Raw genomic sequence first — 23,994 nt, 5'->3', positions numbered from 1 at the left:
TTCTGTTCAGAAACCGAGACTGGATAACAGATCGTCTACGTCATTTTGTCCCGAGACTACATCTTCGCGTTCTTCAGCCTTCATTTGCGGCCCTACGCCCTGTTCGGCGGAGACTTCCTGATTTTCAATCTGGTGTACTGTGCCGGTAAGCTGATCAACGTGGCTCGCCATAACCACCAGGCTGAGCATCTGTTCCTCAACCTCCTTCACCAAAGCCGTCACCCGCTGTATTACCTGGCCCGTCAGATCCTGAAAATCCTGCGCCAGCAGAATTTCGGAAAGACTGCTGTAAAGTGTGTCCGCATCATTGGTAACGCTAAGAAAAAAGGTATCTATACGGCCATAAAGTTCACGAAACTCAGCCGGCTGCATTTCCCGGCGCCGCAACCGCTGCCATTCTTCGCTCAATGACGAGGCTTCTTCACGGAGTGTCTGAGCGAGAGGCATGCTCTCTTCAACCAGGTCCATAGTGCGATTGGCAGCCTGACCTGTCATTTGAACAACGTACGCCAGTCTGTCGGATGCGTCTGTCATCAAAGACAGCACCTCTTTTTGTTCCTGGCTGCGCGGATCAATCTGGAAGTTGCGGATTGCCTCATGAAGCGTTCGTGTCAAACGGCCAACTTCACGATAAAGGCTCTGATCCCTGACTTCGCTTAACTCATTAATCAGGTTCATCGCTCGGGCATAATCGCCGCCTTCCACACTTTGGGCGAGCTCTGCTGCCTGGTGCCGGAGCTTTTCGGTCACTTCTGGCTCAAGATCCCGATGGATCTTTTTTTTATCGCTCATACGCCCCATCCAATTTCCGGTTACTGAATTCGTTCAAAAATCTTCTCGATTTTTTCTTTTAGAACGGCAGCAGTGAACGGTTTTACTACGTACCCATTCACGCCAGCCTGAGCCGCTGCAACAATCTGGTCGCGCTTGGCTTCGGCGGTAACCATCAAAACAGGAAGGGTTTTCAGGTTTTCATCTGCCCGCACTGCCTTCAACAGATCAAAGCCAGACATTCCCGGCATGTTCCAATCTGTCACAAGGAAGTCGTACTTACCGCTTTTCAACATAGGCAAAGCTGTATTTCCGTCGTCCGCTTCATCGGTGTTGGTGAAGCCAAGATCACGGAGCAGGTTTTTGATGATCCGTCGCATTGTGGAGAAATCATCCACAATGAGAATTTTCATATTTTTGTCCAAAGGGACCTCCAGTTATTAAGACCCGGAATTCGTTTTGACCTTTGCGCTTAAAGTGTAGCAGGCCGCTGATTTAACCATGTATTGTCTGATCTTTATCGCGCTTGTAAAGCATCGGTTACCAAATACTACACTTCATCAGAACCCTGAAGTCTCAAGCCACGCCTAGCTGTGTTCCTCAAGGCGCCACTCGGAAAGTCTTCCACGCAATCTCAACGCGGCCTGACTGTGAATCTGACTGACCCTGCTTTCGCTGACTCCCAAAACAGCGCCAATCTCTTTGAGGTTCAGTTCCTCCGTGTAATACAGGCTCAGTACAAGCTTTTCCCGCTCCGGAAGCAGCTCAATCTCCGCCGCAAGGCTGCTGCGGAAAGAATCAGATGTGAGATCATCCAGCGGATTATCCCGGGCCTCTGTTTCTTCTATCGGCAGCTCACCGGATTCATTGAGCTCATCAAGACTAAAAAGCCGTCCGCTGTTAGCATCGGCCAGAGTGGCATGATATTCGGAAAGAGACATATCGAGCTCTTCCGCCACTTCAAAGTCCTGGGCTTCACGGCCCTCCCGGTCTTCTACTTCCTTGATTGCACGGGCAACCCGACGAGCGTTTCGGTGAACAGAGCGCGGCACCCAGTCGCCTTTGCGGATTTCATCCACCATAGACCCTCGGATGCGAATTCCGGCATAGGTTTCAAAGGTTGCGCCCTTGGTTGAACTATAGCGCTGGGCGGCCTCCAGCAACCCGATCATACCCGCCTGCATAAGGTCGTCGAGCTGCACCGAGGCCGGTAGCCGCGCTAAAAGATGAAGTGCGATTTTCTTTACCAGGGGGGCGTGAGTCTCTATGAGGTCCGAGGGACTTTTCACACCAGCCTGATGATAAATTCCCAGGTTTTTCGCCAATGTCATGCATCCGGTTTTATTTTTTACGGGATCCGTTTCAGACTTCGACGAGCCGCTCCACAAAAAATTCCAGGTGTCCGCGGGGTGATGAAGGCAGTGGCCAGCTTTCTACCTTGTCAGCCAGTGCCTTGATCGCAAGCGACGCTTTGGCTCGGGGGTATGCATCCAGCACGGCTTTCTGGCGCTGAACGGCTTTCTTCACAGCTTCGTCGTAAGGCACCATACCCACATATTGTAGTGCCACATCGAGAAATCGTTCGGTTACCCGGGTTATTTTTTCAAACAAATGGCGGCCTTCCTGCTCACTGCTCACCTGATTGGCGAGAATGCGGAAGCGGTTGGTACCGTAATCACGGTTCATCAGTTTAATCAGGGCGTAAGCATCTGTGATGGATGTGGGCTCATCGCACACCACCAGCAACAGCTCTTGCGAGGCCCGCAAAAAGCTCACAACAGACTCGGAAATACCGGCCGCCGTATCGATAATCAGCACATCAATTTGATCGCCCAACTCGCTGAATGCGTTAATCAGGCCGGCATGCTCCATGGGGCTGAGCTGGGTCATGCGCTGAGTTCCGGAAGATGCCGGTACGATTTTAATCCCGCCCGGACCATTTACCAGAACGTCTCTGAGGTCACACTCTCCTGCCAACACGTCCTGCAAGGTACGATTGGCGGTTACCCCGAGCAGCACATCAAGATTCCCCAGGCCAAGATCGGCATCAAGCAGCACAACGCGCCTGCCTTTTTGCGCCAGAGCGATGCCAAGATTAACTGAAATGTTACTCTTGCCGACCCCGCCCTTGCCGCCGGAAACCGCGATCACCTGTACCGGATGTGCTTTGCTCATACTGTTTATAATCTCTCGCCAGGATTAACCGGATATGGTTCATAACCGGATACAACTCAGATTTTCACAGCCTCATGCGATTTCCCGCGGGCGCTCTGTATCAGGCATTTTCTCTGCCGCCGCCTGTTGCTGAAGCATTTTCAGACGCTCGACTCCCAAGCGTACGAGCGGAACGGCTTCAGCATGATGCAGATCCCCCGGGATCTTTTGCCCATCAGTGTAGTAGGCAACCGGCAGCCCGGTTTCCATCACAAAGCCCAAAGATTCGCCCAGAGTCAGGGCTTCGTCAATCTTCGTCATCACGCAGCCTGTAAGACCTGCCATCTTATAGCAATGCCAGACGGATTTCATAATACGCGGCTGGCTGGTTGCCGAAACAACCAGGTGCGTCCGGATGCTGTGATGGCTACGGGCCAATTCTGCCAATTGTTCCTGATAGCCTCTGTCTGTACTGGTTAGCCCAGCCGTATCGATCAGCACCAGGTGCCGGTCTGAGAGCTCATCAAGAATATCATCAAGGGTGTTGCTTTCATCCACCACGCGCACCGGCACATTCAGTATACGACCAAACACGAAAAGCTGTTCATGGGCCGCAACCCGGTACCGGTCTGTCGTGACCAGTGCAATAGAATCGGCGCCGTGTTTCAACACATATCGCGCTGCCAGTTTGCCGATGGTGGTAGTCTTGCCCGAACCTGTAGGGCCAACCAGTGCATATACACCCCCTTCATCAAGCCACTCCTGATTGGGAGTACGCACGCCCGCAACAAGCATTTTCAGGGACTGTTTCCAACCATCTTCCAGCTTGCCACCTTTATGGCGGCGGGAGAGCGAGCTCGCCAGATCATTACCAAGACCAAATTCCTGGAGCCGCTCTGCAAGACGCTGCTGGACCGCGTTGATGCCGGGCTTCTCCGGCTCACCACGCTGGCCACTCATCAGATCCCGCAAGGAGTTTATTTCTGCACGCATGCGGGCGAACTCATCAGAATAATTTTCGTTACCAGCGTTTTGAGAGACTGGCTCTGCAAAATCTTCACTCGCGGCCCTGTGCAACTCTGCAAAGGATGCATCAGCGTAACCCTGCCCCCTTGCAGCTCGGCTTTCACGCACGTCGCGAATACGGGAGCGAGAGCGACTCAACTCATCCTCCAGCCGACGATGACGCTCTGCCTGCATCTCTGCAAGGCGGGCTCCGTTAGTGGCCTCACTGGCCTCTGCGCCCAAGCTCTGGCGCGCCATATTTTCGTCGTAGTCCAACGCGGTTACGATCTCGATGCCGCCGTCTACACGGCGATTGGAAAGGATGACAGCATCTGGCCCCATCTGCTCACTGACCTGCCTCAGAGCTTCAGCCATGCTTTTGGCAAAAAAACGTTTAACTTTCATGATATTGCATCCTCCAACGGCCACGCGTTATCTGCGTTACCCGTGCTTTCATCCGCCAGCTTATTGGCCCACGGACGCCACGATCGTAATCTGTTTGTTATCGGGTATTTCCTGGTAGGAGAGCACATGCAGCCGCTCCACACCGTAACTGGCAAACTTGGCGAGCACCGGCCGCAAGGGCCCGGATACCAGCAGGATGGCCGGCTTACCCAGCATTTCCTGACGCTGCACGCTGTCTTGCAATGAGCGCTGCAGCTTCTCCACCATATTCGGCTCCAGAACCATGCCTATATCTTCCAGTCCGCCAGATTGTTGACTCTGCTGAACAGACTTAAGCAACAACTGTTCCAAATCGGGATCCAGGGTAATAACCGGTATTTCTGAATCGTTACCGCAGATACTCTGGATAATCATCCTGCGCAGAGACTGACGCGCTACCGTGGTCAGCAACTTGGGGTCCTGGCTCTTCGGATGCACGTTCACCATGGATTCGGCAATGGAGCGCATATCCCGGATGGGGACTTCTTCTTTGAGCAGGTTCTGCAGCACTTTCAGCAGAAGGCTGATAGACACAGTGGTGGGCACCAACTCCTCTGCCAGCTTGGGTGAAGCCTTCTCCAGCTGATCCAGCCACTTCTGCACCTCTTCGTGCCCCAACAGTTCGTGCGCATGCTTTTGCAGAACCTGGTTCAAATGGGTTGCAACAACTGTACTGGCATCCACCACGGTATAGCCTAGCGTCTGCGCCTGGTCTTTCTTCTCAGGCTCAATCCAGCTCGCATCCAGACCAAAGGCAGGATCCTTGCCTTCTATACCTTCGATTTTTCCGAACACCTGCCCCGGATCAATTGCCAGTTCGCGGTCAGGGTGAATTTCCGCCTCCGCGATGGTCACCCCCATCAACGTGATGCGGTACACGTTCGGCATGAGATCCAGGTTGTCGCGAATATGCACGGAGGGCATCAGGAATCCCAAGTCCTGGGACAACTTTTTACGCACGCCTTTTATACGGCTGAGCAACTGACCGCCCTGGGTTCTATCAACCAGTGGGATTAGCCGGTAGCCCACTTCCAGCCCGACAATATCTACTGTGGCTACGTCATCCCAACCCAACTCACGGGTTTCGCCCGGAGCAGGTAGCTGACGCCCCGGATCACCACCCGCATCACCAGCCAGCGGCAAGTCTCGCCCACCAGAGCCTGACACAACACCCGCGCCTCCGCGGCTGGGGAACATGCCTCCTTCTTCCACTGTCTGGCGATCTTTTTTCCAGATATACCAAGCGCTTCCCGCTGCAAGCCCTCCAAGCCCCAGGAAGGCAACGTGGGGCATGCCAGGAATCAAACCAAGCAGTATCAGAATGCCGGCAGCAATCGCCAAGGCTTTTGGCGCACTGAACATCTGCTGAAGAATCTGCCCGCCCATATCCTGGCTGGAGGTAACGCGGGTAACCATAATGGCTGCGGAAGTAGAGAGGAGCAGTGAGGGAATCTGGGCAACCAGGCCATCACCAATGGTGAGCAGTGCATAGCGCTCCATGGCAAGCCCGAAATCGAGGCCGTGCTGGATCATGCCAATCGCGACACCGCCAACTATGTTGATGGCCAGAATCAGCAGACCAGCAACTGCATCACCTTTAACAAACTTGGAGGCACCGTCCATGGAGCCGTAGAAATCCGCCTCCTGGGCAATCTCTTCGCGACGGTGTTTTGCTTCATCCTGGTTAACCAGGCCTGCGTTCAGGTCGGCATCAATGGCCATCTGCTTGCCAGGCATGGCATCCAGAGTGAAGCGTGCGCTCACCTCCGACACCCGGCCGGCACCCTTGGTTACCACCAGGAAGTTGATGATCATCAGAATGGCGAACACCACGAGTCCAACCGCGTAGTTGCCACCGATCAGAACCGCCCCGAAGGATTCAATAACCTTACCTGCGGCATCGCCGCCTTCATGCCCTTCCAGCAAAACAATTCGGGTAGACGCAACGTTCAGCGCCAGGCGCAAAAGCGTTGCGACCAGCAGTACCGTTGGGAAGGACGCAAATTCCATGGGCCGAAGCGCGTATACGCACACCAGCAGAATGACAATGGAAAGCGTGATGTTGAACGTGAAGAAAACGTCCAGCAAAAAAGCCGGCACAGGCAATATCATCATGCCCAGCAAGCCCATCAACATAATGGGTACGCCGAGGTTGCCCTGCGTCAGGGATTTGACGTTACTGAGGACTAAAGCTCTGTCCATGCCCTAAACTTCTCCGATTTACTGATTCTGAAGGCGTTTTCAGGGTCGAGATTCTGACGCCAAAGTGTCTTTCACTCTGTTACCGCAAGATCCGTACCAGCCCGCACAGAATTTCATTCACGAGCTGACTTCTGGTGCCTGACTCACTCTGTAAGATGCGGTATCCTTGCGCCACAAATTGCAACACTCAACCCTTTATCCCCAGACCCAGAAAACAGGTGAGCCCATGCCAGTCCACGAGGTAAGACACCCCCTGATCAGACACAAACTCGGCCTGATGCGCCGCGCCGAGATCAGCACCAAAAACTTTCGTGAATTGGCTCAGGAGGTTGGGGCTCTGCTGACGTATGAAGCCACCAAGGATTTCAGCCTGCAGGAAAAAACCATCGACGGTTGGGCTGGCCCGGTAAATGTGGAACAAATTCAAGGCAAAAAAATCACCATCGTCCCTATTTTACGAGCTGGACTTGGCATGCTGGACGGTGTTCTCAGCCTGATCCCGGTTGCCCGGGTGAGCGTGGTGGGCCAGATCCGTAATGAAGAAACTCTGGAGTCCAACACCTATCTGGAAAAACTGGTGGGCGAACTGGATCAGCGCATGGCTCTGATCGTTGATCCTATGGTTGCCACCGGCGGCTCGATGATTTCCACCATCGACGTGCTCAAGAAAGCCGGAAGCACCGAAATTCGTGCTCTGGTGCTGGTGGCAGCACCAGAGGGTATAAAGAATGTTCTGGACAAGCACCCGGATGTATCCATTTACACCGCGTCTGTAGACGACGGCCTGAACGCGAAAGGCTACATCCTGCCCGGACTTGGCGATGCCGGTGACAAAATCTTCGGCACCAAGCAAAAGGACAGTTGATCATGCAAGACCACTCCACGGATTCAACCTGGAAGCAGGCAATTGCCGGCTCACAGATGCTCCTCGTAGCATTTGGTGCGCTGGTTCTGATGCCTCTGATCACTGGCCTCGACCCAAACGTCGCACTCTTTACGGCCGGCGTGGGTACTCTGATTTTTCATATTGTTACCGGTGGCCAGATCCCGATTTTCCTGGCCTCGTCTTTCGCTTTTATCGCGCCTGTTATTGCTTCCAAAGGCAAGTTTGGCCTTGAGGAGACTCTGGGCGGCCTGATGGCGGCAGGTATCCTCTACATTATTCTCAGTGGCGCAATAAAGCTGCGCGGCACCGGCTTTGTAACCCGCCTGCTGCCTCCCGTAGTTATTGGGCCGGTGATTATGGTGATTGGCCTTGGCCTGGCGCCGGTTGCAGTGCACATGGCTTCTGGCCGCACCGGCGATGGTGCGGTTCAGCTGATTCCAGAAGCTACTGCTCTTTGGATTGCCATGACGTCGCTGATTGTGACGATTGTTGCGTCGGTTTGGGCTAAGGGCATTTTTCGCCTGATTCCCATTATGTTTGGTGTGATTGTTGGCTATGTGCTGTCTGCTCTTGCAGGCATTGTTGATACAACGCCTATCCAGCAGGCCCCCTGGCTTGCGGTTCCCAACTTTGTGGCGCCAGCATTTAGCTGGGGCGCAATTTTGTTCATGATTCCTGTGGCCATTGCTCCGGCCATTGAGCACATCGGGGATATTCTGGCAATTGGCAATGTGACTCGTAAAAACTATCTGGAAAAGCCCGGCCTGCACCGCACTTTGTTAGGCGACGGCCTGGCTACCAGTGCAGCAGCTATGTTTGGTGGGCCTCCAAACACCACTTATTCAGAAGTAACCGGCGCTGTAATGCTGACTCGCAATTTCAACCCGAAGGTTATGTGGTGGGCGGCCTGCACTGCGATCGTGCTGGCATTCGTGGGCAAGTTCGGCGCAGCTTTGCAGACTATTCCGGTGCCGGTAATGGGCGGCATCCTGTGCTTGCTGTTCGGCTCTATTGCTGTGGTAGGCATGAGCACGCTGATCCGCCATCAAGTTGATCTTTCTCAGGCGCGTAATCTGGTTATCGTAGGTGTGACTCTGGTGTTCGGTATCGGCGGTATGGTTCTTGGGCACCTTGAAGGTATCGCCCTGTGTGCGGTAGCGGCCATCATCCTGAACCTGATTCTTCCGGGCAGCCGTGAAGCATGGGGTAAGGCGATTTACGAGCACAAAGAAGACTGACCTCAGCGTTAATTATTGTCCCACTGGTGCCTTCGGGCACTGGTGGTGGCTCTTCCTCCTTGTACCTACCCTCCTCTTTTGTAGCCTGCCGACTTTGGTGCTTGCCGCCATGCGGGGCTGCCTCCCAAAAACCGCTACGAGCCCATCCATGGGGGCTTGACGGTGGCCGTCCTTGGCCACCGACAGTCTTGGAAAGGCCACCCACCACCACTCCCCCACCAAAGCTAGCAGGCTAGGAGCCCAAGCCGGCCGGCTAAATATCCCGCCGCAAATCGGAAGGAATCGGCAAGTCAGGCATCCCAGGCTTGGGCCCGCGCCCCTTGCGGAACTGCCGGAGCTGGAACACATAAGCCAGAACCTGAGCTATGGCCATGTAGAGGCCATCGGGGATTTCGTCGCCTATGTCGCTGTTGTGGTAAACCGCACGAGTAAGCGGGGGCGTGCGGAGGATTTCGACTTTGTGCTCGCGGGCGATTTCCATGATTTTGAAGGCCGTTTGGTCATTGCCCTTGGCGACCACCATGGGCGCGCCCATGGAGTCCGGATCGTATTTCAACGCCACCGCATAGTGAGTCGGGTTGGTGATGACCACGTCGGCCGTCGGCACATCCTGCATCATGCGGCGCTGGGCCATTTCTCGCTGGAGTTGGCGAATTTTGCCTTTAACCTCGGGCTTGCCTTCAGAATCCTTATATTCGTCTTTGATTTCCTGCTTGGTCATTCGCAGCTTTTTCTGGTGATCGAAAATCTGGAATGGCACGTCGATCATGGCAATGATGATGGTGGCGCATGAGAGCAGGAAAAAACTCCAACCCAAGGTCCAGAGCACGTGCTCCATGGCGGGCACTGCCGGCTCATTGGCGATGGAGAGTAAATCTTCCGTGCGAACATTCAGAATGAGCACAGCCAAGGCCATTACCAGGCCCACTTTAGCGATAGCTTTAACCAGCTCGATAAGGGAGCGGGCAGAGAACATGCGTCCCAAACCCTTGATGGGATCCATGCGATTCAGTTTAGGGGCTATCGCTTTACCGCTGAATAACAAACCACCAATGCCGATGGATCCGGCTATAGCGGCAATCAGAAGAATTACAAGAATCGGGGAAAGCGCCCATGCAGCTTCTTTAGCCGAGGCCATCAGCTGGAGGCTCATGTGCCGGGTGTCAAATACTGCAGAGCGCTCCAGCGTGAAAGCATCACGCATGATGGCCTCCAACGCAGCTCCCAAGTGGGCGCCAAACATCAACAGACCACCGGCACCGGCGATCAGAACAGCCATGGTGGCCAGCTCTTTGGATCGGGCAGTCTGGCCATCCTCCCTGGCTTTCTCAAGCCTTCGGGGGGTGGCCTCTTCGGTTTTTTCCTGACTGTTGTCGTTTTCTTCAGCCATACTAGAACTCTTGGCGTATCAGTTAGGGTTGCCCTTGCAGGCCCCGCATGAACTCAAAGGTTTGCTCAGTGTAGTTCTGAAAGTGCGGCAGAAAGTTGGCATGCAGCACCCATATGGCAAACAATCCAAAAATCAGGCCAATCGGAAAGCCAAGTGCGAAGATGTTCATTTGCGGCGCAGCCCGGGTCATTACGCCGAAGGAAATGCTGACAATAAGAACGGCCGTTACCGCCGGCAACGCCAGCAGCATGGCAGAGGCAAACATCCAGCTTATGCGGTGCGCCAACTCCCAAACACCTACCTGGCCCAGGCCCTCCATGCCGATGGGCATGATTCGGAAACTTTCTATAAACACCTCAAACGCCACCAGGTGACCGTTCATGGCCAGGAACAGCAGAGTAATGGTAATGGTGTAGATTTGGGCGAGTACAGGTACGTTTACGCCGTTGGCCGGGTCGACCATGGAGGCGAAGCCCAGGCCCATTTGCATGGCGATCATCTGGCCGGCAACAACAAACAGCTGCCAGAGTGCAGTTAGCGCAAACCCCATGCCTACACCGATCAGAATTTGCTGGAGCGTAATAACAACGGCATCCGCACTCAGTGCTTCAACCTTTGGTACTTCCGGAATCATCGGCACGATCAGAATAGTCATTAACAACGCAAGCCCCAAGCGCACGCGGGCGGGAACCAGCTGGGTACCGAAAATGGGGATGACCATCAGAAAGCTGGCCAATCGGAACAATGGCCAAAGATGTTGCCCAACCCACTGGCCGAGCATGTCTGCACTGAGTTCCATGGGGGTCATGGATCAGCCGATCAGGTAGGGAATGCTGGAGATCAGCCGGTGTGCATGATCCAGAAGCTTGGTTAGTAACCAGGGCCCCAAAACAATGATAACTATAAGTGTTACCAGCAGGCGTGGCAGGAAGCTCAGGGTTTGCTCGTTGATCTGTGTAGCGGCCTGAAAGGTACTCACAACCAGACCAATAACCAACCCAGGCCCGATAATGACGGACGCGAACAGCACGATCATCCACAAGGCTTCACGGATGATGTCGATAACGGTTTCCGGAGTCATACTTCTCTCCTGTCTCTCATAGCCGGCCTATATCCCGTAACTGGCTGCGAGGGTTCCCATAATGAGGGCCCAGCCGTCTACAAGAACAAACAGCATAATCTTGAACGGCAGCGAGATGATGATGGGTGACAACATCATCATACCCATGGCCATCAAAACACTGGCGACGACCATGTCGAGAATAAGAAACGGAATAAACAGTATAAACCCTATCTGGAAGGCTGTTTTCAACTCGCTGGTTACAAAGGCCGGCATCAGAATCCAGAATGAAACATCCTGCGCAGTATCGTACTGAACGTCGGCAATGCGCATGAACAGCGCCAAATCATCTTCCCGGGTTTGCCCCAGCATGAATTCCTTGAACGGCTTACTGGCCAACTCCACTGCTTCCAGGGAAGTTACTTCCTCCTGAAGGTAGGGTTGCAGTCCCACGCGATTAGCCTCTTCAAGCACGGGCTTCATGATAAAAATACTGAGAAACAGCGCAAGGCCAAGCAGTATCTGGTTTGAAGGTGTCGCCTGCAGCCCCAGAGCCTGGCGCAAGATTGCAAACACCACGATGATGCGAGTGAAGGATGTCATCATCATGAGCATGGCAGGCAAGAAGGTCAGCGCGGTCATCAGCGCCAGAATCTGCAAGGTTACCGAGTATTCCTCAACACCTTCACCCTCGCCGGGCTGAACCGTGAATGCGGGAATACCAGGCAAGTCTGCAGCCGCCAACGGGGCCCAGAACATACCTGCAAGTACAACTAAAAATGGAATGTGTCGTTTGAGTGCGGCCACCATCATAGAATCCGTCATTCCTTGCTCGGAGCCGTCCAGGATTTGCCAATCATGCCCTGCAGCCGTTTGGCGAAGTCTCCGGAAGTTGCTTTACCTGCATCCACAACCGGTTCTTCAAAAACCTGAAGCGTTCGTATCGCTGACGGGGTGATCCCCAGTAAAATCTGCTGGCCGCCCACCTCAATCAGCGCGATGCGCTCGCGGGCGCCAATGGCCATTACGGAGACAACCTTGATGGCATTGTTATTCATGCCCGTCATGCCGTTCATTCTGCGAATAATCCAGGCGCAACCGTAAATAACGGCTATAACAGCCAACAAGCCGACACCCAGGCTAAGTAACGTGCCCAAGGTATCCGGAGCGTTGCCTGCCACTTTTGCCGGTGCGCTTTTTATGGCCTCAGCGGTTTCTTCCGCAATGGCGGGTAACGCCAACAGGAGTAGCGAGGCAACCGCCGTTTTAATCCACATACTATTTCTGCAGCCGCTTGATGCGTTCGCCCGGGCTGATCACATCAGTCAGGCGGATGCCGAATTTTTCGTTGACCATAACCACTTCGCCATGGGCAATGAGGGTTCCGTTTACCAACACATCCAATGGCTCACCTGCCAGCCGATCCAGCTCGATCACCGAACCCTGGTTCAGCTGCAGCAAGTTGCGAATGGGTATCTGGGTATTCCCGACCTCCATGGAGATGCTGACAGGTATATCGAGAATCACATCCAGATCCGGCGGCGTAGCGCTGCCCTTGGTCGCCATGCTGCTTTCGTCAAACTCTTCCATAGGGGCTGCGCGAACGCTGCTATCGGCGGCTTTACCGGCCCCAGTCTCCCCGGCCTCTTCCATAGCTTGGGCCCACTCATCTTCCGTGGACTCTTCAGAGCCTTCATCACCGGACTCTTCCATGGCTGCTTCCCATTCGGCAGCCAGCTTTTCGTCCTCGCTCAGCTCCTGACCTTCTTTCTTGTCGTCAGCCATTGCGTCCTACCTTCGATTGTTTTTTTACCTTTGGGCGTTCCGCCCGCTCATGAATTCTCAACGCCAGCTTGCCGTCTCGAGTTCCCATGGTTGCCTTGTAAATAGGAATACCATTGGCGGTAACTGTCAGATGCTCAGGTACCTCTACCGGTATAATATCGCCAGCCTTCAGCTTGGCGACTTCCCTCAGGGAAATCCGACGCCTGCAGACAGTGGTGTTTATTGGAACCTCCACCTCTTTGATGTCCTCCTGCATGGCACTGACCCAGCGCTCATCCACGTCGTCAACGTCGCTTTGCACACCGGAATCGAGCACGTCACGTATAGGCTCAATCATTGAATAAGGTAAGGCAAAGTGTAGCTCACCACCGCCGCCATCAAGTTCGATGTGGAAAGTGCTAACCACCACGACCTCGCTGGGGCTCACAATATTGGCCATGGCAGGGTTTACTTCGGAGCTGAGGTATTCAAAATCTATTTTGATAACCGCTTGCCAGGCTTCCTGCATGTCCTGAAAAACCTGGTTGAGGACCATCTGGACAATGCGATTTTCTGTTGGCGTGAACTCGCGACCTTCGATCTTGGCATGCCGCCCCTCACCACCGAAAAAGTTATCAACCAGTTTGAATACAAGCTTTGCATCCAGAACAAACAGGGATGTTCCCCGCAGCGGACGTACCTTGCAGAGATTCAAACTAGTGGGCACATACAGAGTGTGTATGTACTCGCCAAACTTCATGATCTGAACGCCGCCGGTGGAGACATCCGCATTGCGGCGCAGCAAGTTAAACAGGCTGATACGAGTGTAGCGGGCAAAGCGCTCGTTTATCATTTCCAGCGTCGGCATCCGGCCCCGAACGATACGATCCTGACTGGAGAGGTCGTAGGACTTTACGCCGGTTTCGTCGCTTTCTTCATAGGTATCGATGTCACCTTCATCTACGCCGTGAAGGAGCGCATCAATTTCATCCTGTGACAGTAAATCCTGCATACCTAGTCCTGCCGCTGAAAACCTGTGCCCATGTAGGGGCTCTGTTGCGCTAACTATTGAACGACGAAGTTTCTGAACAACACCCTGGTGATCGTGGGTTCGCCTTCCTGTTCCAAAACCTGATTAACCGTATCCAGCATCCTGTCTGCGAGGTTTTTCCGCCCTTCCGGCGTTTGCAACTCGGCAAAGCTGCTACTGCCAAGCACCATCACCAGCTGGCTACGAATCAAGGGCATATGCAGTTTGGCCGCAGCCAGAGCCTGAGGGCCCAGAGATTCCAGCGACACATACACCTGCACATAACGCTGGCGCCCCTCTCCCTGAACCGTTGTTACCAGAGCTTTTTCGATCTCCAGATAAACACTGGGTGTAAAGGGTTCTTCCGTTACCGTACTGTCCTCACTGGCGGCGTCGCCCCCCATTCCGGGTATAGTGCCACCGAGAAACCACAGGGTTCCTGCAACGGATAACGCAATCGCCAGTATCACTACGATCACCAGCAAAATGATCAGTTTCAGTTTACTTTTTTTGGCCGGTGCTGCCTCAGCTGTGCTGTTTTCTGCCATAGTGTTTTTCGCCAGAAATCCGTCAATGAACTCTTATGCCCAAGACGTTTGTATATTTTTTTGCAAGGAGCGGGCCAGAACGCCCTGCCCTCCGTTCAGTCCCGCAGTTTAGCCTTGCGAGAGGTGTGGGGCAAAGCGGATTGGCGAACAGCGTTCAGTATTTAGTGCTGGTGCTCAGGCAAATACATCGATGGCGCCATTCCAGCTCAGGTCAAGACTGCCGGCTTGTCCCCCTTCGTCACCGCTTTCTCCCGCTGACAGTGTTGTGCCAGACCCGGTCGATGAGCCATCCCCGTCACCTGTATTCTGTTCTCCAGACGAGTTCCGAGAGTTATCCGACACGTCAAATTGAGCCAGGGAAAGCCCTTGCTCGCCCAGCATGTCACGGAGCCGGTGGGAATGAAGTTCCAACTGTTCCCGAACAACGGGGTTTGCTGCATGTACAGTGATGTTGGCCTGGTCATTCTGAACCCGAACCCGAACCTCCATTGGCCCCATGTCAGGAGGCGTCAGGTGAATCTCAGCCACCGACAGGTTTTTGGCTGTGAGCCAACTGAGCTTGCCCATGAGTTTGTCGCCCCATTCTGCATGATTTACGGGCACATCAACCGATGTTGCGTAACTCCTCAGAGGCACCTGCGCGTCTGCCGCCAGCTTGCCGGCAGCGTTGTTGGCGTTTTGCTGGGAAACCAGTTCAACTGCCGATTCGAAACGGGTTCCGGTCAGCAGCGCAGAGGGGTCAATTGAACTGGCCGATTTACCGGCCAAGGGCATCACTGAATCGGACAACTGTGTGGCAGTCTGTTCAGGTTTGACTCCGGCAAGACCTGCAAACAACTGGGCGCCCGGCGCTACTGCAGCTGGATTATTCGCAGGTAATCCGCCTGCCACCGCAGCCTGCCCTGTTGTCGGCACCAGCAGCGCCTGCAACTCTGCAAACGTCAGGGGAATAGCCAGCGCTTCCATCTCTGGCGCTATTTCTGCGTTCGCTCCGTCAACACTCATACCAGCCACAGCCGTTTCGTCTGCTGCGGCCGTCTTGTCAGCTTTTGCTGGCGCGCCGGGCTTTCCGGAAGGCTGGGCCTGATTCGCAGTCGGCTCACTGTCTGCTTTCCGGGCGTTTCTGGCTTCGGTTTGTTTGTTATCGTCGTTACGCTGGGCCTGTTGGCGATCCAGTCGCTTCTGCTCCGTGCGGGAAACAGAATCATACCGGCTTTCGCCGCCCACACTGTCGCGAGCTGATCCGGCTTTCGAAGCACCGGCATCATTCTGCATCCCTGGTGCGGGAGTCTGGGGAAGAACCATCTGAGTCATGGCAACCTCTTGCCGCTTTTGAACCCTGGATGCCTGATTCAATCCGCCTAAAGGCGGTTTATCAGGCTCATACCCGGATAACTGCAAAAGCGGTGCCAGCCTACAGCCTTTGGCTCCATTACCGGTTCAGCAGACTATTCCGCGCCCCCGGCCATCAGCGTGTGCAGGGCATCCGTCACCCGCTGAAACTCTGCGTCTATGGTATCCAGAACGGGCTGAACATCACTCAGGCGCCCGTCCTGTCCGGCTTTCTCAACTTCCCGGCAAAGAGCTCCAAGACGCGGTGCTCCAATATTGATACAACTGCCCTTAAAACTGTGGGCGGTATGGGCCAAAGCCTCGGCATCTCCGTCACTTATGGCTTTTTTCAGGCTTTCGATTCTATCTCTCGAATCGCTCAGGTAGGTGTTAATCAGTGTTTCGAATTCATCTTCCATTACATCCTGAAGCTCTGCCAGAGCTTCTTCATCAAGGTGTGGCTTATCAACCATGACCAACTCCCTTGTTCCTGTTAAAGGTTATTATTAAAAGAACCATTCATAGACAACGTCTACCCGGCTCCCTTTCTTATCAAACTGGACGGTTTTCGCCAGCCGTTTTATTAATGCCAAGCCCCTGCCGCCGTAGCGGGGACCACTCTGAGCCATCTCTGTGGCTTGCAGAACGGGATGGTTCTGGAAATCGAAGCCCTCGCCGCTGTCCTCGCAGACAACACGCAAACGCCCCCCCAAAGCCGTCAAATCGTGATGAAAACTGAACCGTATATAGTGACCATCTACCCGGCTTAGACGTTTGGCCCGTTCGGAATAGTATCGGTCAAAGCCCTCTGGTGTATATTTCCATTCCGATGGAAGCTGAAGTACACCGTGCTCAAGCGCATTATTGTACAGCTCTGAAAGCAGTGTATAAACTTCTCCGCTCCTTCGCCGTAACCCGGGCACTTCCATACAGATGTGCAGGAGTAGTGGCAGAGGGTTAAACTCTCCAAGCGTACTCCCTTGGAGTTCGTAATCACAACGCCACTGCGTTGGCCCAGCCAGGGTCGACAGCTCAACGGCATCAGGCAAAGCCGCCTGACCTGCTTCATCAACCATTTCCAGACAACAAAGCGTTAGATCGTCGCCAAACTTGTGCTGCCCGGTAAACCGCTGTATTTCGCTCATAAGTGCATCAAACGGGTGCCTGCTAAGGCCAGCATTTTCTATAGCCCTACGAACGCCCTGCTCACCAAAGAGCTGCCCCTCGCTATCAGAGCATTCCAGCACACCATCGGTCATCAAGAGCAAACGGTCGCCTGGCCGCGACCTCACAGTTTCCATGTCTGCCTTAAACTGGTCCGGACCCAGAATTCCCAGAGGCAAGTGACGCGAAGGCAGGCTGTAACGCTCAGTTGGCGACCGCATCAGCCACATGTCAGGCAAGCCGCCATTCCAGATATTTAACTGATTCAGAGCAAAGTCTACTTCCACCATAGCGCCGCAGCAGAACATATCTTTCGGGAGAATCCGGACCAGCTTCTGGTTTATTTCCCTGAGGATATCGGCACCATTAAAGCCCTTTCCCGCCATGCCATAAAAGGACTCAGCTACGGGCATAGCGCCTATCGCTGCAGGTAATCCATGGCCGGTAAAATCTCCGGCAAATACAAGCATTCCACCGGCCGGCCGGGGTGAGGCAAACAGTACATCGCCACTGAACACTGATAAGGGGGATGCATGGAAACGAATATTAGGCGCATTCAGGCAACCGGTATGAGCGACATTATCAAAAACCCCTCGGGCTATGTGTTGCTCTTTCAGCAACTGCCGGTTTCGCTCATGCATCAGGTCTCGCTGATCAGACAGCGCCTGGTGCATCAGGCGCATCCGGTTGAACGCATTGACCTTGGCTTTGATCATCACCCGGTTATAGGGTTTGCTGAGAAATCCATCCCCTCCGGCTTCAAGGCACCCTGCCAGGTCCTCGGGCTCGGTCAGAGAGGTAATAAAGATCAGCGGCACCAGACGCTCACCCGCAAGTTTCTTGATATGTCGGGCAGCCTCCATGCCGTCCATTGAAGGCATGAGTGCATCCAGCAAGACAATATCCGGTGTTTCCGACTGAAAGAGTGCCACTGCCTCGTGGCCATTGGCCGCATCGACCACCATGTGGCCCAAGCGCTTCAATAAGGTTTTCAGTATCAGGCGGTCACTGTCACTGTCGTCTGCAATGAGAATTTTGAGAGGTGCAGATTCATCCATGACAGGTTCCAGTGCTCTGAGGGATCACCGAATGGTGAACAGTTGCTCAAAGTTGGAGATGGTCAGTATCTTGCGGACATCGTTGTTGCAGTTCTGAATGACAATATCGGCACTGTCTCCGCCCGCATGATCCCGGAGCAGAAGCAGCATACCCAGTGCAGAACTATCGAGATAGGTTGCGTCTGACAAATCCACAACGTAGCCACTAACATCCCGCCCACCATGTTCATAGGCATCACGAAAGGCCTGGTGAGTACTGAAATCAAAGCGGCCTTCTATCTTGATGGTCAGGGATCGTCCATCGTGACTACGGTGGGTCTCAATTGGCATCCGCATAAACCTCCGGTGGTATTTATTAAAACATCCGGCAACCTCTGTTCAGGCGCCCCGTGTTTATACAAGGATAGCGCAGCGCTGCCAGTTTGCATGAAGTGAAGAATGATTCAGCGCAAGCATCAACGACTGCGACGTGCAAAAGCCCGGCCAGCAGCCTCATCCGCAAGCTTCTGTTCCTGAACATCCTGTGCCCTGCTTTCTTGCTGGCGACAGGTTTCAATGTATTTTTCCATTCCTCGACGGCGCTCCCAGGCTTGTTGCCACTCTCGCCTGCGGGCCTCAAACACTGCTTCAGCCTGGGTAAGCTGTTTTTGCTGCTGCAGGATAACCTGATCAAGCTGGGCAATAAATGCCTGCCAGGCCTGCAAGCGATTTACCTGCACCACGCCATGCTGGCTTTCTCGAATTTGATCCCGGTATTCCTGCTGGTAGCGGTTGAGCTTTGCCACCTGTTCACTGTGCTGCTCAACCACTTCGCGAGCCTTGCCCATCAATTCGAGCGCTTCCTTCTCCTTTCGCTCTTCAAGAGTGAGCACAACCGCGAGGCGTTTTGAGCGCAGCATTATTCAGCACCTCTATTGGTACCGGCCGTTGGATCAAGAGCGGCAGATTTACGGCGCTCCGGTGAACGCCTCTCCGGAACGACCGACAGCAAGCCCTCAATACTTTCAGGCAAGGAAGCGCGCTCGTTAAGGTCCTGCTGCAGGAATTGGCGCATATTGCTGATATGAGTAATGGCAAAATCGGTTTCCGGGTCAGAACCCTTCACGTATGCACCAACACTGATCAGATCGCGGGCCTGCTGATAACGGGAATAAACCTGTTTAAACCGCTGGGACCGAGCAAAATGCTCGGTTTCTGTTACTTGTGGCATAACCCGACTGATGGAAGCTTCAACGTCGATGGCGGGGTAGTGGCCCTCTTCCGCAAGCCTTCGGGACAGCACAATGTGACCGTCCAGTATCGCCCGGGCTGCATCTGCAATGGGGTCCTGCTGATCGTCGCCTTCGGTCAATACGGTATAAAATGCAGTAATGGAGCCGCCTCCGGGTAAGCCATTGCCCGTTCGCTCCACCAGTTGCGGTAGTTTGGCGAACACAGAAGGCGGATAGCCTTTGGTCGCAGGTGGCTCCCCAACCGCCAATGCAATCTCGCGCTGGGCCTGAGCGTACCGTGTGAGCGAATCCATCAACAGCAGCACGCGCTTGCCTTGATCCCGATAGTACTCTGCAATGCGGGTAGTCAGCATGGCCGCACGCAATCGCATCAGAGGCGAATCATCAGCCGGGGAAGCAACTACAACCGACCGGGCCAGGCCTTCTTCACCCAGAATATCCTCAATAAATTCTTTAACTTCCCGGCCCCGCTCACCAATCAGGCCCACAACGGTGATATCGGCGTCGGTAAACCGGGTCATCATGCCCAACAACATACTCTTACCAACACCACTGCCCGCAAACAGGCCCAAACGCTGCCCCTGACCAACGGTCAACAAGGCATTAATGGCCCGGATGCCCACATCCATGGATTGGCGTACAGGAGCGCGGTTAAGAGGGTTGATAATGTCGCCGGTAAGTGGAACACGGGCTTCAGCCTGCAACGGCCCCTTGCCATCAAGGGGCTCGCCACTGCCATCCACTACACGGCCCAGCATAAGAGGACCAACCGGAACACGGCTGGCTGAGGATAGCCGAACTACCCTTGCACCTGGCTTAAGACCTTCAATGGCAGTCAAAGGCATGAGGTAGACTTTATCATCCTCAAACCCCACCACTTCCGCCTCAACCGTGCCGCCACCTTCGCCTTTTATCACACACCTGTCGCCCACCACCATCGGGCAGCCGACACATTCCAGCGTTAGCCCAACCATTCTGGTCAGGCGACCTGAAAGCTCAGGCTCCAGATCTGAGCGGAGATAGGCCTGATATCGATCGAGGCGGTCAGCCAGGGAGGATGTCATCAGGCTCGCCTTCGACAGGTTTATCTTCGGGGGGCGTACTGCCCTCAGTAGCCTCTTCGCTTGTTTTTTCTTCCGGAGAGCTCAGTACATCTCGCTGAAAGTCTGTCAGATCATCCATCAGCGCGCCCAATTCTTCAGGTTCGCCGCTTTCACCATTGCCGACCTGAGGCTCCAACATGCTCTGAACAGCGCGCTGAAAGCGTTTTTCGACGGTAAAGTCGACGAGACTATTGCGGGTTTCAACCCGACAGCCGCCAGGCAATACTTTGTCATCCTCTACAACAGAGGCTGTCGCTTCAAAACGCCCAGCCACTTCAACAACGGCACTGTGGTCATCCGGATGCACATAAATCCGAACATTTTCCGCCGTGGTGGGCAAGGCTTCCATGGCTCGGCGCACCACTTTACGTATCTGTGAAGAGTCGATAGTCAATTCGCGGTAAACAACGGCCCGGGCAAGCACCATGGTGAGGTTCAGCAAAGAAGTTTCAATTTCATCCTGGTGCCGACCGATAGGCACCAGCAACTCCCCCAGTAATTGTTCAAGGCGATCCAGGCTTGCGCTGACTTCCTTGCGGGTTTCGTCATAACCCTCGCTCTGGCCCCGTTCCTTCCCTTCGGCAAGCCCGGCTTCAAGGCCTTCTTTGTGGCCCTGCTCATAACCCTCAGCACGACCCTCCTGCAATCCCTGCTCTCGCCCTTCGTTAAAGCCATCGTCATGCGCAGCCTGGCGAATTTCGACGATATCGCCGGCGGTCAATGGCTTTACGTTACGTTCTTCCACACGGGCAACCTCGTTGCCACGGGCATCGAGCAACGGGAGTTCCCACCGCTCATAGGCGGTAAGTTCCTCTTTGGGAATGCGACTGAGATCTTTAAGAGGGTCTTTGGAGGAGTCTTTCATCACATCATTTCTTCACCCGCGCCGCCCAGCGTGATTTCTCCCGCTTCGGCCATGCGACGGGCAATGTTAATAATGTCTTTCTGAGCGGATTCCACTTCGCTCACCCGCACAGGGCCTTTCGCTTCCAGATCGTCCTGCAGCAGCTCGGCTGCACGCTTGGACATGTTCTTGAATATTTTTTCCTGCACTGCGTCATCAGCGCCCTTGAGGGCAACAACCAGCACTTCTGAAGACACTTCTCGCAGCAACGCCTGAATACCCCGGTCATCAATATCCTTGAGGTTATCAAACACAAACATAAGGTCTTCGATTGTTGTGGCGAGGTCCGGGTCCATATCCTTGATGGAATCCAGCAGGCTGCCTTCAATACTGCGATCCATAAAGTTCATAATGTCCGCCGCGCGCTTTATACCGCCTATGCGACTGGTCTGGGCCGCCGACCCGCCGGAGAACTGCTTTTCCAGAATATCGTTTAGCTCTTGCAGGGCCTGGGGCTGAATACTTTCGAGCGAAGCCACCCGCATCATTACGTCGAGACGTACCTTTTCATCCAGGGTTGCCAATATTTCGGCAGCCTGGTCCGGATCAAGGTAGGAGATAACTATGGCCTGAATCTGCGGATGCTCATAGCGGATAATATCACCGACAGCTCTTGGCTCCATCCATTTAAGCGTGTCCAGGCCGGTGGTATTGCCACCGATAAGAATGCGATCAATCAGGCTCGCAGCTTTATCGTCACCAAGAGCCTGTGTCAGCATGGCGCGAATATAATCATCATTGCCAACGCCAAGCCCGGTCTGGCCACCCACTGCATCCACAAACTGATTGAGCACATAGGTTACATCGCCTTTGCTCACATCCTTCATCTGAGCCATGGCAACACCTACCCGCTGGACCTCTTTGGGCCCCATATGCTTAAGCACTTCAGCAGCATCTGCCTCGCCCAGAGACATCAGCAGAATCGCCGCCTGCTCTACCCGAGGAATTTTCCTCTGAGGCGCTTTAGGTGCATCAGCACCTGGCGCTCCGGATTGATCAGTCATCAACATTCACCCACTGGCGCATCACCTGAGAAACCCTCGCCGGATCTTCGGCAATCAGGCCTTTAAGAGCATTCAGTTGTCTATCATAGCTGTCTGTCGCGCCCGGCAAAAGCAAGTCGTCCTGCGAGGTCAATGCTTGTCGCAAAGCATCGTTTCCACCCTCGTCATCATAACCATCCAAATCGGAATCCCCACTCCGGGCACGCTGAGCGCCACCAGACAGGCTCTTCAATGTTGGACGCAACAGGCCTAGCACCAATACCAATATCACCAGACCAGCCAAAACCTGCTTCATGAGATCCCAAAACCAGGGCTGTTCCCAGAACCCGGGAGTTTCAAACTCGTAAGCTTCTTCCGGGGCAAACGCTGTATTCATTACAGTTACACTGTCACCCCGTGCAGCAGAATAGCCTACAGCATCCCGCACAAGCATGCTCAGGCGCTGCAATTCCTGCTCGGGCCAGGCTTCATAGGTTACCGCGCCGGTATCCGGATTGACCACTTTCATGTCGTCAACAGCCAGTGCTACCGTTACACGCCTTACGCGCCCCAACTCCTGCCGCGTGTAACTGACGGTACGGTCCATCTCATAATTTCGTGTTGTTTCCTTGCGCACATTCACTGGCGGCTGCGCTGGTACTCCATCCTCTGCAGCGCCCGCTTGAGCATTAACCTGTTCAGGCACTGTGGCGTTAGCGGGAGGCTGATTAGACAGAGCACCCGGCACACCACCGTTAAATCCGGCAACGCGCTGCTCTGTTAAATCGCGCTCGCTGCGCACAGCTTGCTGCTCCGGATTAAACAGCTCCTCTGCCTGCTCAACTGAGGAAAAATCCAGATCTGCAGAGACTTCGGCCCGGTACCGGCCTTCGCCAACAATAGGTGCGATTAAAGAGGCAACGCGGCGCGTAAGACGCTCTTCCAGGCGCGAGGTGTACTCGTATTGATCCTGCATGCGCTCGCCATCGCCGCGAGTGGTTTTACCAGTCAGTAAATTCCCGTTCTGATCAACAACCGTGACATGGTCCTTGTTCATCATTGGAATACTGCCGGCTACCAGATTCACGATCGCTGCAATCTGTTCCTGCTCTGGACGGCGCCCTGCAAAAACTTCCAGAAACACCGAGGCGGTAGGATCACGGGCATCCCGCACAAATACAGAACGCTCGGGTATAGCCAAGTGAACCCTGGCAGCGCGCACGCCACGCATACTGCTGATGGTGCGCGCCAGTTCGCCTTCAAGGCCACGGCGGTAGCTGACCGTTTCCATAAACTGGGATGTACCCAGGCCGCGATCTTTGTCGAGCAGTTCGTAACCCATGGTTTTTTGATCTGTAACGCCCTCGGCCGCCAATTTAAGCCGGGCTGTATATACCTGCTCGGAAGGCACCAGCAGAGCACCAGTGCGCGTATCCATTTTATAATCGATACCATTACTGTCGAGAATGGTGGTTACGTCCTGAGGGTTGTACGCAGACAAGTCCCCCACCACTGGCTGATAGTTCGGCTCCTGCGCCCAAAGTACAACTGCGAGGCCCAGTGCAACACTGGCAGCAAGCCCCACCATAAGGCCAACCTGTCGCAGCAGGTTCAGGCGGTTAAAGCCCATAAACAAGTCACTGCTGCTTTCGGAGCCACCGCCACCCTGCGTGGCTGGCATATTCGGGACTGTTTCTGCGGGAACGCTGGCCATGTCTGTGCTCCG

25 protein-coding genes are annotated in these 23,994 nt (G+C 54.3%); 2 read left to right on the top strand and 23 right to left on the bottom strand.

What is annotated here, in order from left to right; all coding sequences use genetic code 11:
* Positions 1 to 6 precede the first annotated feature (6 nt).
* The 6 genes from RKA07_RS05580 to flhA form a co-directional block, all read right to left on the bottom strand.
* On the bottom strand, positions 7 to 792 hold the full coding sequence (locus tag RKA07_RS05580; protein WP_200201147.1) for a protein phosphatase CheZ: 786 nt from the start codon (positions 790 to 792) through the stop codon (positions 7 to 9).
* Between the two features lie 20 nt (positions 793 to 812).
* Positions 813 to 1,196 carry a chemotaxis response regulator CheY gene (gene cheY / locus RKA07_RS05575; RefSeq protein ID WP_008173086.1) on the bottom strand — a complete coding sequence of 128 codons (384 nt, stop codon included), beginning with the start codon at positions 1,194 to 1,196 and terminating at the stop codon, positions 813 to 815.
* A 162-nt stretch (positions 1,197 to 1,358) separates the two neighbouring features.
* Positions 1,359 to 2,102, bottom strand: coding sequence for an RNA polymerase sigma factor FliA (locus RKA07_RS05570; protein WP_200201148.1), 744 nt, complete (start codon positions 2,100 to 2,102; stop codon positions 1,359 to 1,361).
* A 31-nt stretch (positions 2,103 to 2,133) separates the two neighbouring features.
* A complete protein-coding gene (locus tag RKA07_RS05565) occupies positions 2,134 to 2,946 on the bottom strand; it encodes a MinD/ParA family protein (protein ID WP_200201149.1) in 813 nt (270 codons plus the stop codon).
* 72 nt (positions 2,947 to 3,018) lie between these two features.
* Positions 3,019 to 4,335 (bottom strand): flagellar biosynthesis GTPase FlhF, encoded by a 1,317-nt coding sequence (gene flhF / locus RKA07_RS05560; protein WP_310965817.1) that lies wholly within the window; start codon positions 4,333 to 4,335, stop codon positions 3,019 to 3,021.
* A gap of 60 nt (positions 4,336 to 4,395) precedes the next feature.
* Positions 4,396 to 6,576, bottom strand: a complete 2,181-nt coding sequence (gene flhA, locus RKA07_RS05555) for a flagellar biosynthesis protein FlhA (protein ID WP_200201151.1) — start codon at positions 6,574 to 6,576, stop codon at positions 4,396 to 4,398.
* 226 nt (positions 6,577 to 6,802) lie between these two features.
* On the opposite strand from flhA, the gene upp reads away from it, so the two are divergent.
* Entirely contained in the window at positions 6,803 to 7,441 is a 639-nt protein-coding gene (upp, locus tag RKA07_RS05550) for a uracil phosphoribosyltransferase (protein ID WP_200201152.1), read from the top strand.
* Between the two features lie 2 nt (positions 7,442 to 7,443).
* The gene (locus RKA07_RS05545) at positions 7,444 to 8,700 is read left to right on the top strand and encodes a uracil-xanthine permease family protein (RefSeq protein WP_200201153.1); all 1,257 of its coding nucleotides are present in this window, start codon (positions 7,444 to 7,446) and stop codon (positions 8,698 to 8,700) included.
* A gap of 253 nt (positions 8,701 to 8,953) precedes the next feature.
* Here the strand turns inward: RKA07_RS05545 and flhB are convergent, their stop codons facing one another.
* From flhB to fliF, 17 genes are all read right to left on the bottom strand, one after another.
* On the bottom strand, positions 8,954 to 10,090 hold the full coding sequence (gene flhB, locus RKA07_RS05540; RefSeq protein WP_200201154.1) for a flagellar biosynthesis protein FlhB: 1,137 nt from the start codon (positions 10,088 to 10,090) through the stop codon (positions 8,954 to 8,956).
* Between the two features lie 22 nt (positions 10,091 to 10,112).
* Positions 10,113 to 10,898: a flagellar biosynthetic protein FliR gene (fliR, locus tag RKA07_RS05535; RefSeq protein WP_200201155.1), complete on the bottom strand. Its 786-nt coding sequence runs from the start codon at positions 10,896 to 10,898 to the stop codon at positions 10,113 to 10,115.
* Positions 10,899 to 10,901: 3 nt separating this feature from the next.
* Positions 10,902 to 11,171 (bottom strand): flagellar biosynthesis protein FliQ, encoded by a 270-nt coding sequence (gene fliQ / locus RKA07_RS05530; RefSeq protein ID WP_071267679.1) that lies wholly within the window; start codon positions 11,169 to 11,171, stop codon positions 10,902 to 10,904.
* Positions 11,172 to 11,198: 27 nt separating this feature from the next.
* Positions 11,199 to 11,963, bottom strand: coding sequence for a flagellar type III secretion system pore protein FliP (gene fliP, locus RKA07_RS05525; protein ID WP_265092097.1), 765 nt, complete (start codon positions 11,961 to 11,963; stop codon positions 11,199 to 11,201).
* An 8-nt stretch (positions 11,964 to 11,971) separates the two neighbouring features.
* Positions 11,972 to 12,427, bottom strand: coding sequence for a flagellar biosynthetic protein FliO (gene fliO / locus RKA07_RS05520; protein WP_310965816.1), 456 nt, complete (start codon positions 12,425 to 12,427; stop codon positions 11,972 to 11,974).
* A gap of 1 nt (position 12,428) precedes the next feature.
* Positions 12,429 to 12,935, bottom strand: a complete 507-nt coding sequence (gene fliN / locus RKA07_RS05515) for a flagellar motor switch protein FliN (RefSeq protein ID WP_200201157.1) — start codon at positions 12,933 to 12,935, stop codon at positions 12,429 to 12,431.
* Positions 12,928 to 13,926, bottom strand: coding sequence for a flagellar motor switch protein FliM (gene fliM, locus RKA07_RS05510; RefSeq protein ID WP_200201158.1), 999 nt, complete (start codon positions 13,924 to 13,926; stop codon positions 12,928 to 12,930). The genes fliN and fliM overlap by 8 nt, the downstream gene beginning before the upstream one ends.
* A 53-nt stretch (positions 13,927 to 13,979) precedes the next feature.
* A complete protein-coding gene (locus tag RKA07_RS05505) occupies positions 13,980 to 14,492 on the bottom strand; it encodes a flagellar basal body-associated FliL family protein (protein ID WP_200201159.1) in 513 nt (170 codons plus the stop codon).
* Positions 14,493 to 14,666: 174 nt separating this feature from the next.
* Positions 14,667 to 15,806 (bottom strand): flagellar hook-length control protein FliK, encoded by a 1,140-nt coding sequence (locus RKA07_RS05500; protein ID WP_310965815.1) that lies wholly within the window; start codon positions 15,804 to 15,806, stop codon positions 14,667 to 14,669.
* Positions 15,807 to 15,940: 134 nt separating this feature from the next.
* Positions 15,941 to 16,297, bottom strand: a complete 357-nt coding sequence (locus tag RKA07_RS05495; protein ID WP_200201164.1) for an Hpt domain-containing protein — start codon at positions 16,295 to 16,297, stop codon at positions 15,941 to 15,943.
* Positions 16,298 to 16,330: 33 nt separating this feature from the next.
* The gene (locus tag RKA07_RS05490) at positions 16,331 to 18,046 is read right to left on the bottom strand and encodes an ATP-binding SpoIIE family protein phosphatase (RefSeq protein WP_200201166.1); all 1,716 of its coding nucleotides are present in this window, start codon (positions 18,044 to 18,046) and stop codon (positions 16,331 to 16,333) included.
* A gap of 24 nt (positions 18,047 to 18,070) precedes the next feature.
* A complete protein-coding gene (locus RKA07_RS05485) occupies positions 18,071 to 18,376 on the bottom strand; it encodes an STAS domain-containing protein (protein WP_200201167.1) in 306 nt (101 codons plus the stop codon).
* A 125-nt stretch (positions 18,377 to 18,501) separates the two neighbouring features.
* Positions 18,502 to 18,945, bottom strand: a complete 444-nt coding sequence (gene fliJ / locus RKA07_RS05480; RefSeq protein WP_200201168.1) for a flagellar export protein FliJ — start codon at positions 18,943 to 18,945, stop codon at positions 18,502 to 18,504.
* Positions 18,945 to 20,342, bottom strand: a complete 1,398-nt coding sequence (gene fliI, locus RKA07_RS05475) for a flagellar protein export ATPase FliI (protein ID WP_200201169.1) — start codon at positions 20,340 to 20,342, stop codon at positions 18,945 to 18,947. The genes fliJ and fliI overlap by 1 nt, the downstream gene beginning before the upstream one ends.
* Positions 20,323 to 21,246 carry a flagellar assembly protein FliH gene (locus tag RKA07_RS05470; RefSeq protein ID WP_310965814.1) on the bottom strand — a complete coding sequence of 308 codons (924 nt, stop codon included), beginning with the start codon at positions 21,244 to 21,246 and terminating at the stop codon, positions 20,323 to 20,325. The genes fliI and RKA07_RS05470 overlap by 20 nt, the downstream gene beginning before the upstream one ends.
* On the bottom strand, positions 21,246 to 22,289 hold the full coding sequence (gene fliG / locus RKA07_RS05465) for a flagellar motor switch protein FliG (protein WP_200201171.1): 1,044 nt from the start codon (positions 22,287 to 22,289) through the stop codon (positions 21,246 to 21,248). Before fliG ends, RKA07_RS05470 begins: the two co-directional genes overlap by 1 nt.
* Positions 22,282 to 23,982, bottom strand: coding sequence for a flagellar basal-body MS-ring/collar protein FliF (gene fliF, locus RKA07_RS05460; RefSeq protein WP_310965813.1), 1,701 nt, complete (start codon positions 23,980 to 23,982; stop codon positions 22,282 to 22,284). Before fliF ends, fliG begins: the two co-directional genes overlap by 8 nt.
* Between the last annotated feature and the right edge of the window lie 12 nt (positions 23,983 to 23,994).

Origin of the sequence: Marinobacter xiaoshiensis (assembly GCF_031631795.1) — a bacterium.
GTDB lineage: Bacteria > Pseudomonadota > Gammaproteobacteria > Pseudomonadales > Oleiphilaceae > Marinobacter > Marinobacter xiaoshiensis.
The sequence above is the reverse complement of the archived record's forward strand: the minus strand, read 5'-3'. Positions and strand labels throughout refer to the sequence as shown.

Excerpts from the sequence above, each read along its gene's own strand:
- RKA07_RS05490 (WP_200201166.1), bottom strand. The coding sequence starts at position 18,046 with ATGGATGAATCTGCACCTCTCAAAATTCTCATTGCAGACGACAGTGAC.
- fliJ (WP_200201168.1), bottom strand. The coding sequence starts at position 18,945 with ATGCTGCGCTCAAAACGCCTCGCGGTTGTGCTCACTCTTGAAGAGCGA.
- flhB (WP_200201154.1), bottom strand. The coding sequence starts at position 10,090 with ATGGCTGAAGAAAACGACAACAGTCAGGAAAAAACCGAAGAGGCCACC.
- fliR (WP_200201155.1), bottom strand. The coding sequence starts at position 10,898 with ATGACCCCCATGGAACTCAGTGCAGACATGCTCGGCCAGTGGGTTGGG.
- RKA07_RS05580 (WP_200201147.1), bottom strand. The coding sequence starts at position 792 with ATGAGCGATAAAAAAAAGATCCATCGGGATCTTGAGCCAGAAGTGACC.
- fliN (WP_200201157.1), bottom strand. The coding sequence starts at position 12,935 with ATGGCTGACGACAAGAAAGAAGGTCAGGAGCTGAGCGAGGACGAAAAG.
- fliG (WP_200201171.1), bottom strand. The coding sequence starts at position 22,289 with ATGACTGATCAATCCGGAGCGCCAGGTGCTGATGCACCTAAAGCGCCT.
- RKA07_RS05500 (WP_310965815.1), bottom strand. The coding sequence starts at position 15,806 with ATGACTCAGATGGTTCTTCCCCAGACTCCCGCACCAGGGATGCAGAAT.
- RKA07_RS05505 (WP_200201159.1), bottom strand. The coding sequence starts at position 14,492 with ATGGCAGAAAACAGCACAGCTGAGGCAGCACCGGCCAAAAAAAGTAAA.
- RKA07_RS05495 (WP_200201164.1), bottom strand. The coding sequence starts at position 16,297 with ATGGTTGATAAGCCACACCTTGATGAAGAAGCTCTGGCAGAGCTTCAG.
- fliI (WP_200201169.1), bottom strand. The coding sequence starts at position 20,342 with ATGACATCCTCCCTGGCTGACCGCCTCGATCGATATCAGGCCTATCTC.
- flhA (WP_200201151.1), bottom strand. The coding sequence starts at position 6,576 with ATGGACAGAGCTTTAGTCCTCAGTAACGTCAAATCCCTGACGCAGGGC.
- RKA07_RS05485 (WP_200201167.1), bottom strand. The coding sequence starts at position 18,376 with ATGCCAATTGAGACCCACCGTAGTCACGATGGACGATCCCTGACCATC.
- fliF (WP_310965813.1), bottom strand. The coding sequence starts at position 23,982 with ATGGCCAGCGTTCCCGCAGAAACAGTCCCGAATATGCCAGCCACGCAG.
- flhF (WP_310965817.1), bottom strand. The coding sequence starts at position 4,335 with ATGAAAGTTAAACGTTTTTTTGCCAAAAGCATGGCTGAAGCTCTGAGG.
- upp (WP_200201152.1), top strand. The coding sequence starts at position 6,803 with ATGCCAGTCCACGAGGTAAGACACCCCCTGATCAGACACAAACTCGGC.
- fliQ (WP_071267679.1), bottom strand. The coding sequence starts at position 11,171 with ATGACTCCGGAAACCGTTATCGACATCATCCGTGAAGCCTTGTGGATG.
- RKA07_RS05545 (WP_200201153.1), top strand. The coding sequence starts at position 7,444 with ATGCAAGACCACTCCACGGATTCAACCTGGAAGCAGGCAATTGCCGGC.
- RKA07_RS05470 (WP_310965814.1), bottom strand. The coding sequence starts at position 21,246 with ATGAAAGACTCCTCCAAAGACCCTCTTAAAGATCTCAGTCGCATTCCC.
- fliO (WP_310965816.1), bottom strand. The coding sequence starts at position 12,427 with ATGTGGATTAAAACGGCGGTTGCCTCGCTACTCCTGTTGGCGTTACCC.
- RKA07_RS05565 (WP_200201149.1), bottom strand. The coding sequence starts at position 2,946 with ATGAGCAAAGCACATCCGGTACAGGTGATCGCGGTTTCCGGCGGCAAG.
- fliP (WP_265092097.1), bottom strand. The coding sequence starts at position 11,963 with ATGATGGTGGCCGCACTCAAACGACACATTCCATTTTTAGTTGTACTT.
- fliM (WP_200201158.1), bottom strand. The coding sequence starts at position 13,926 with ATGCAGGATTTACTGTCACAGGATGAAATTGATGCGCTCCTTCACGGC.
- RKA07_RS05570 (WP_200201148.1), bottom strand. The coding sequence starts at position 2,102 with ATGACATTGGCGAAAAACCTGGGAATTTATCATCAGGCTGGTGTGAAA.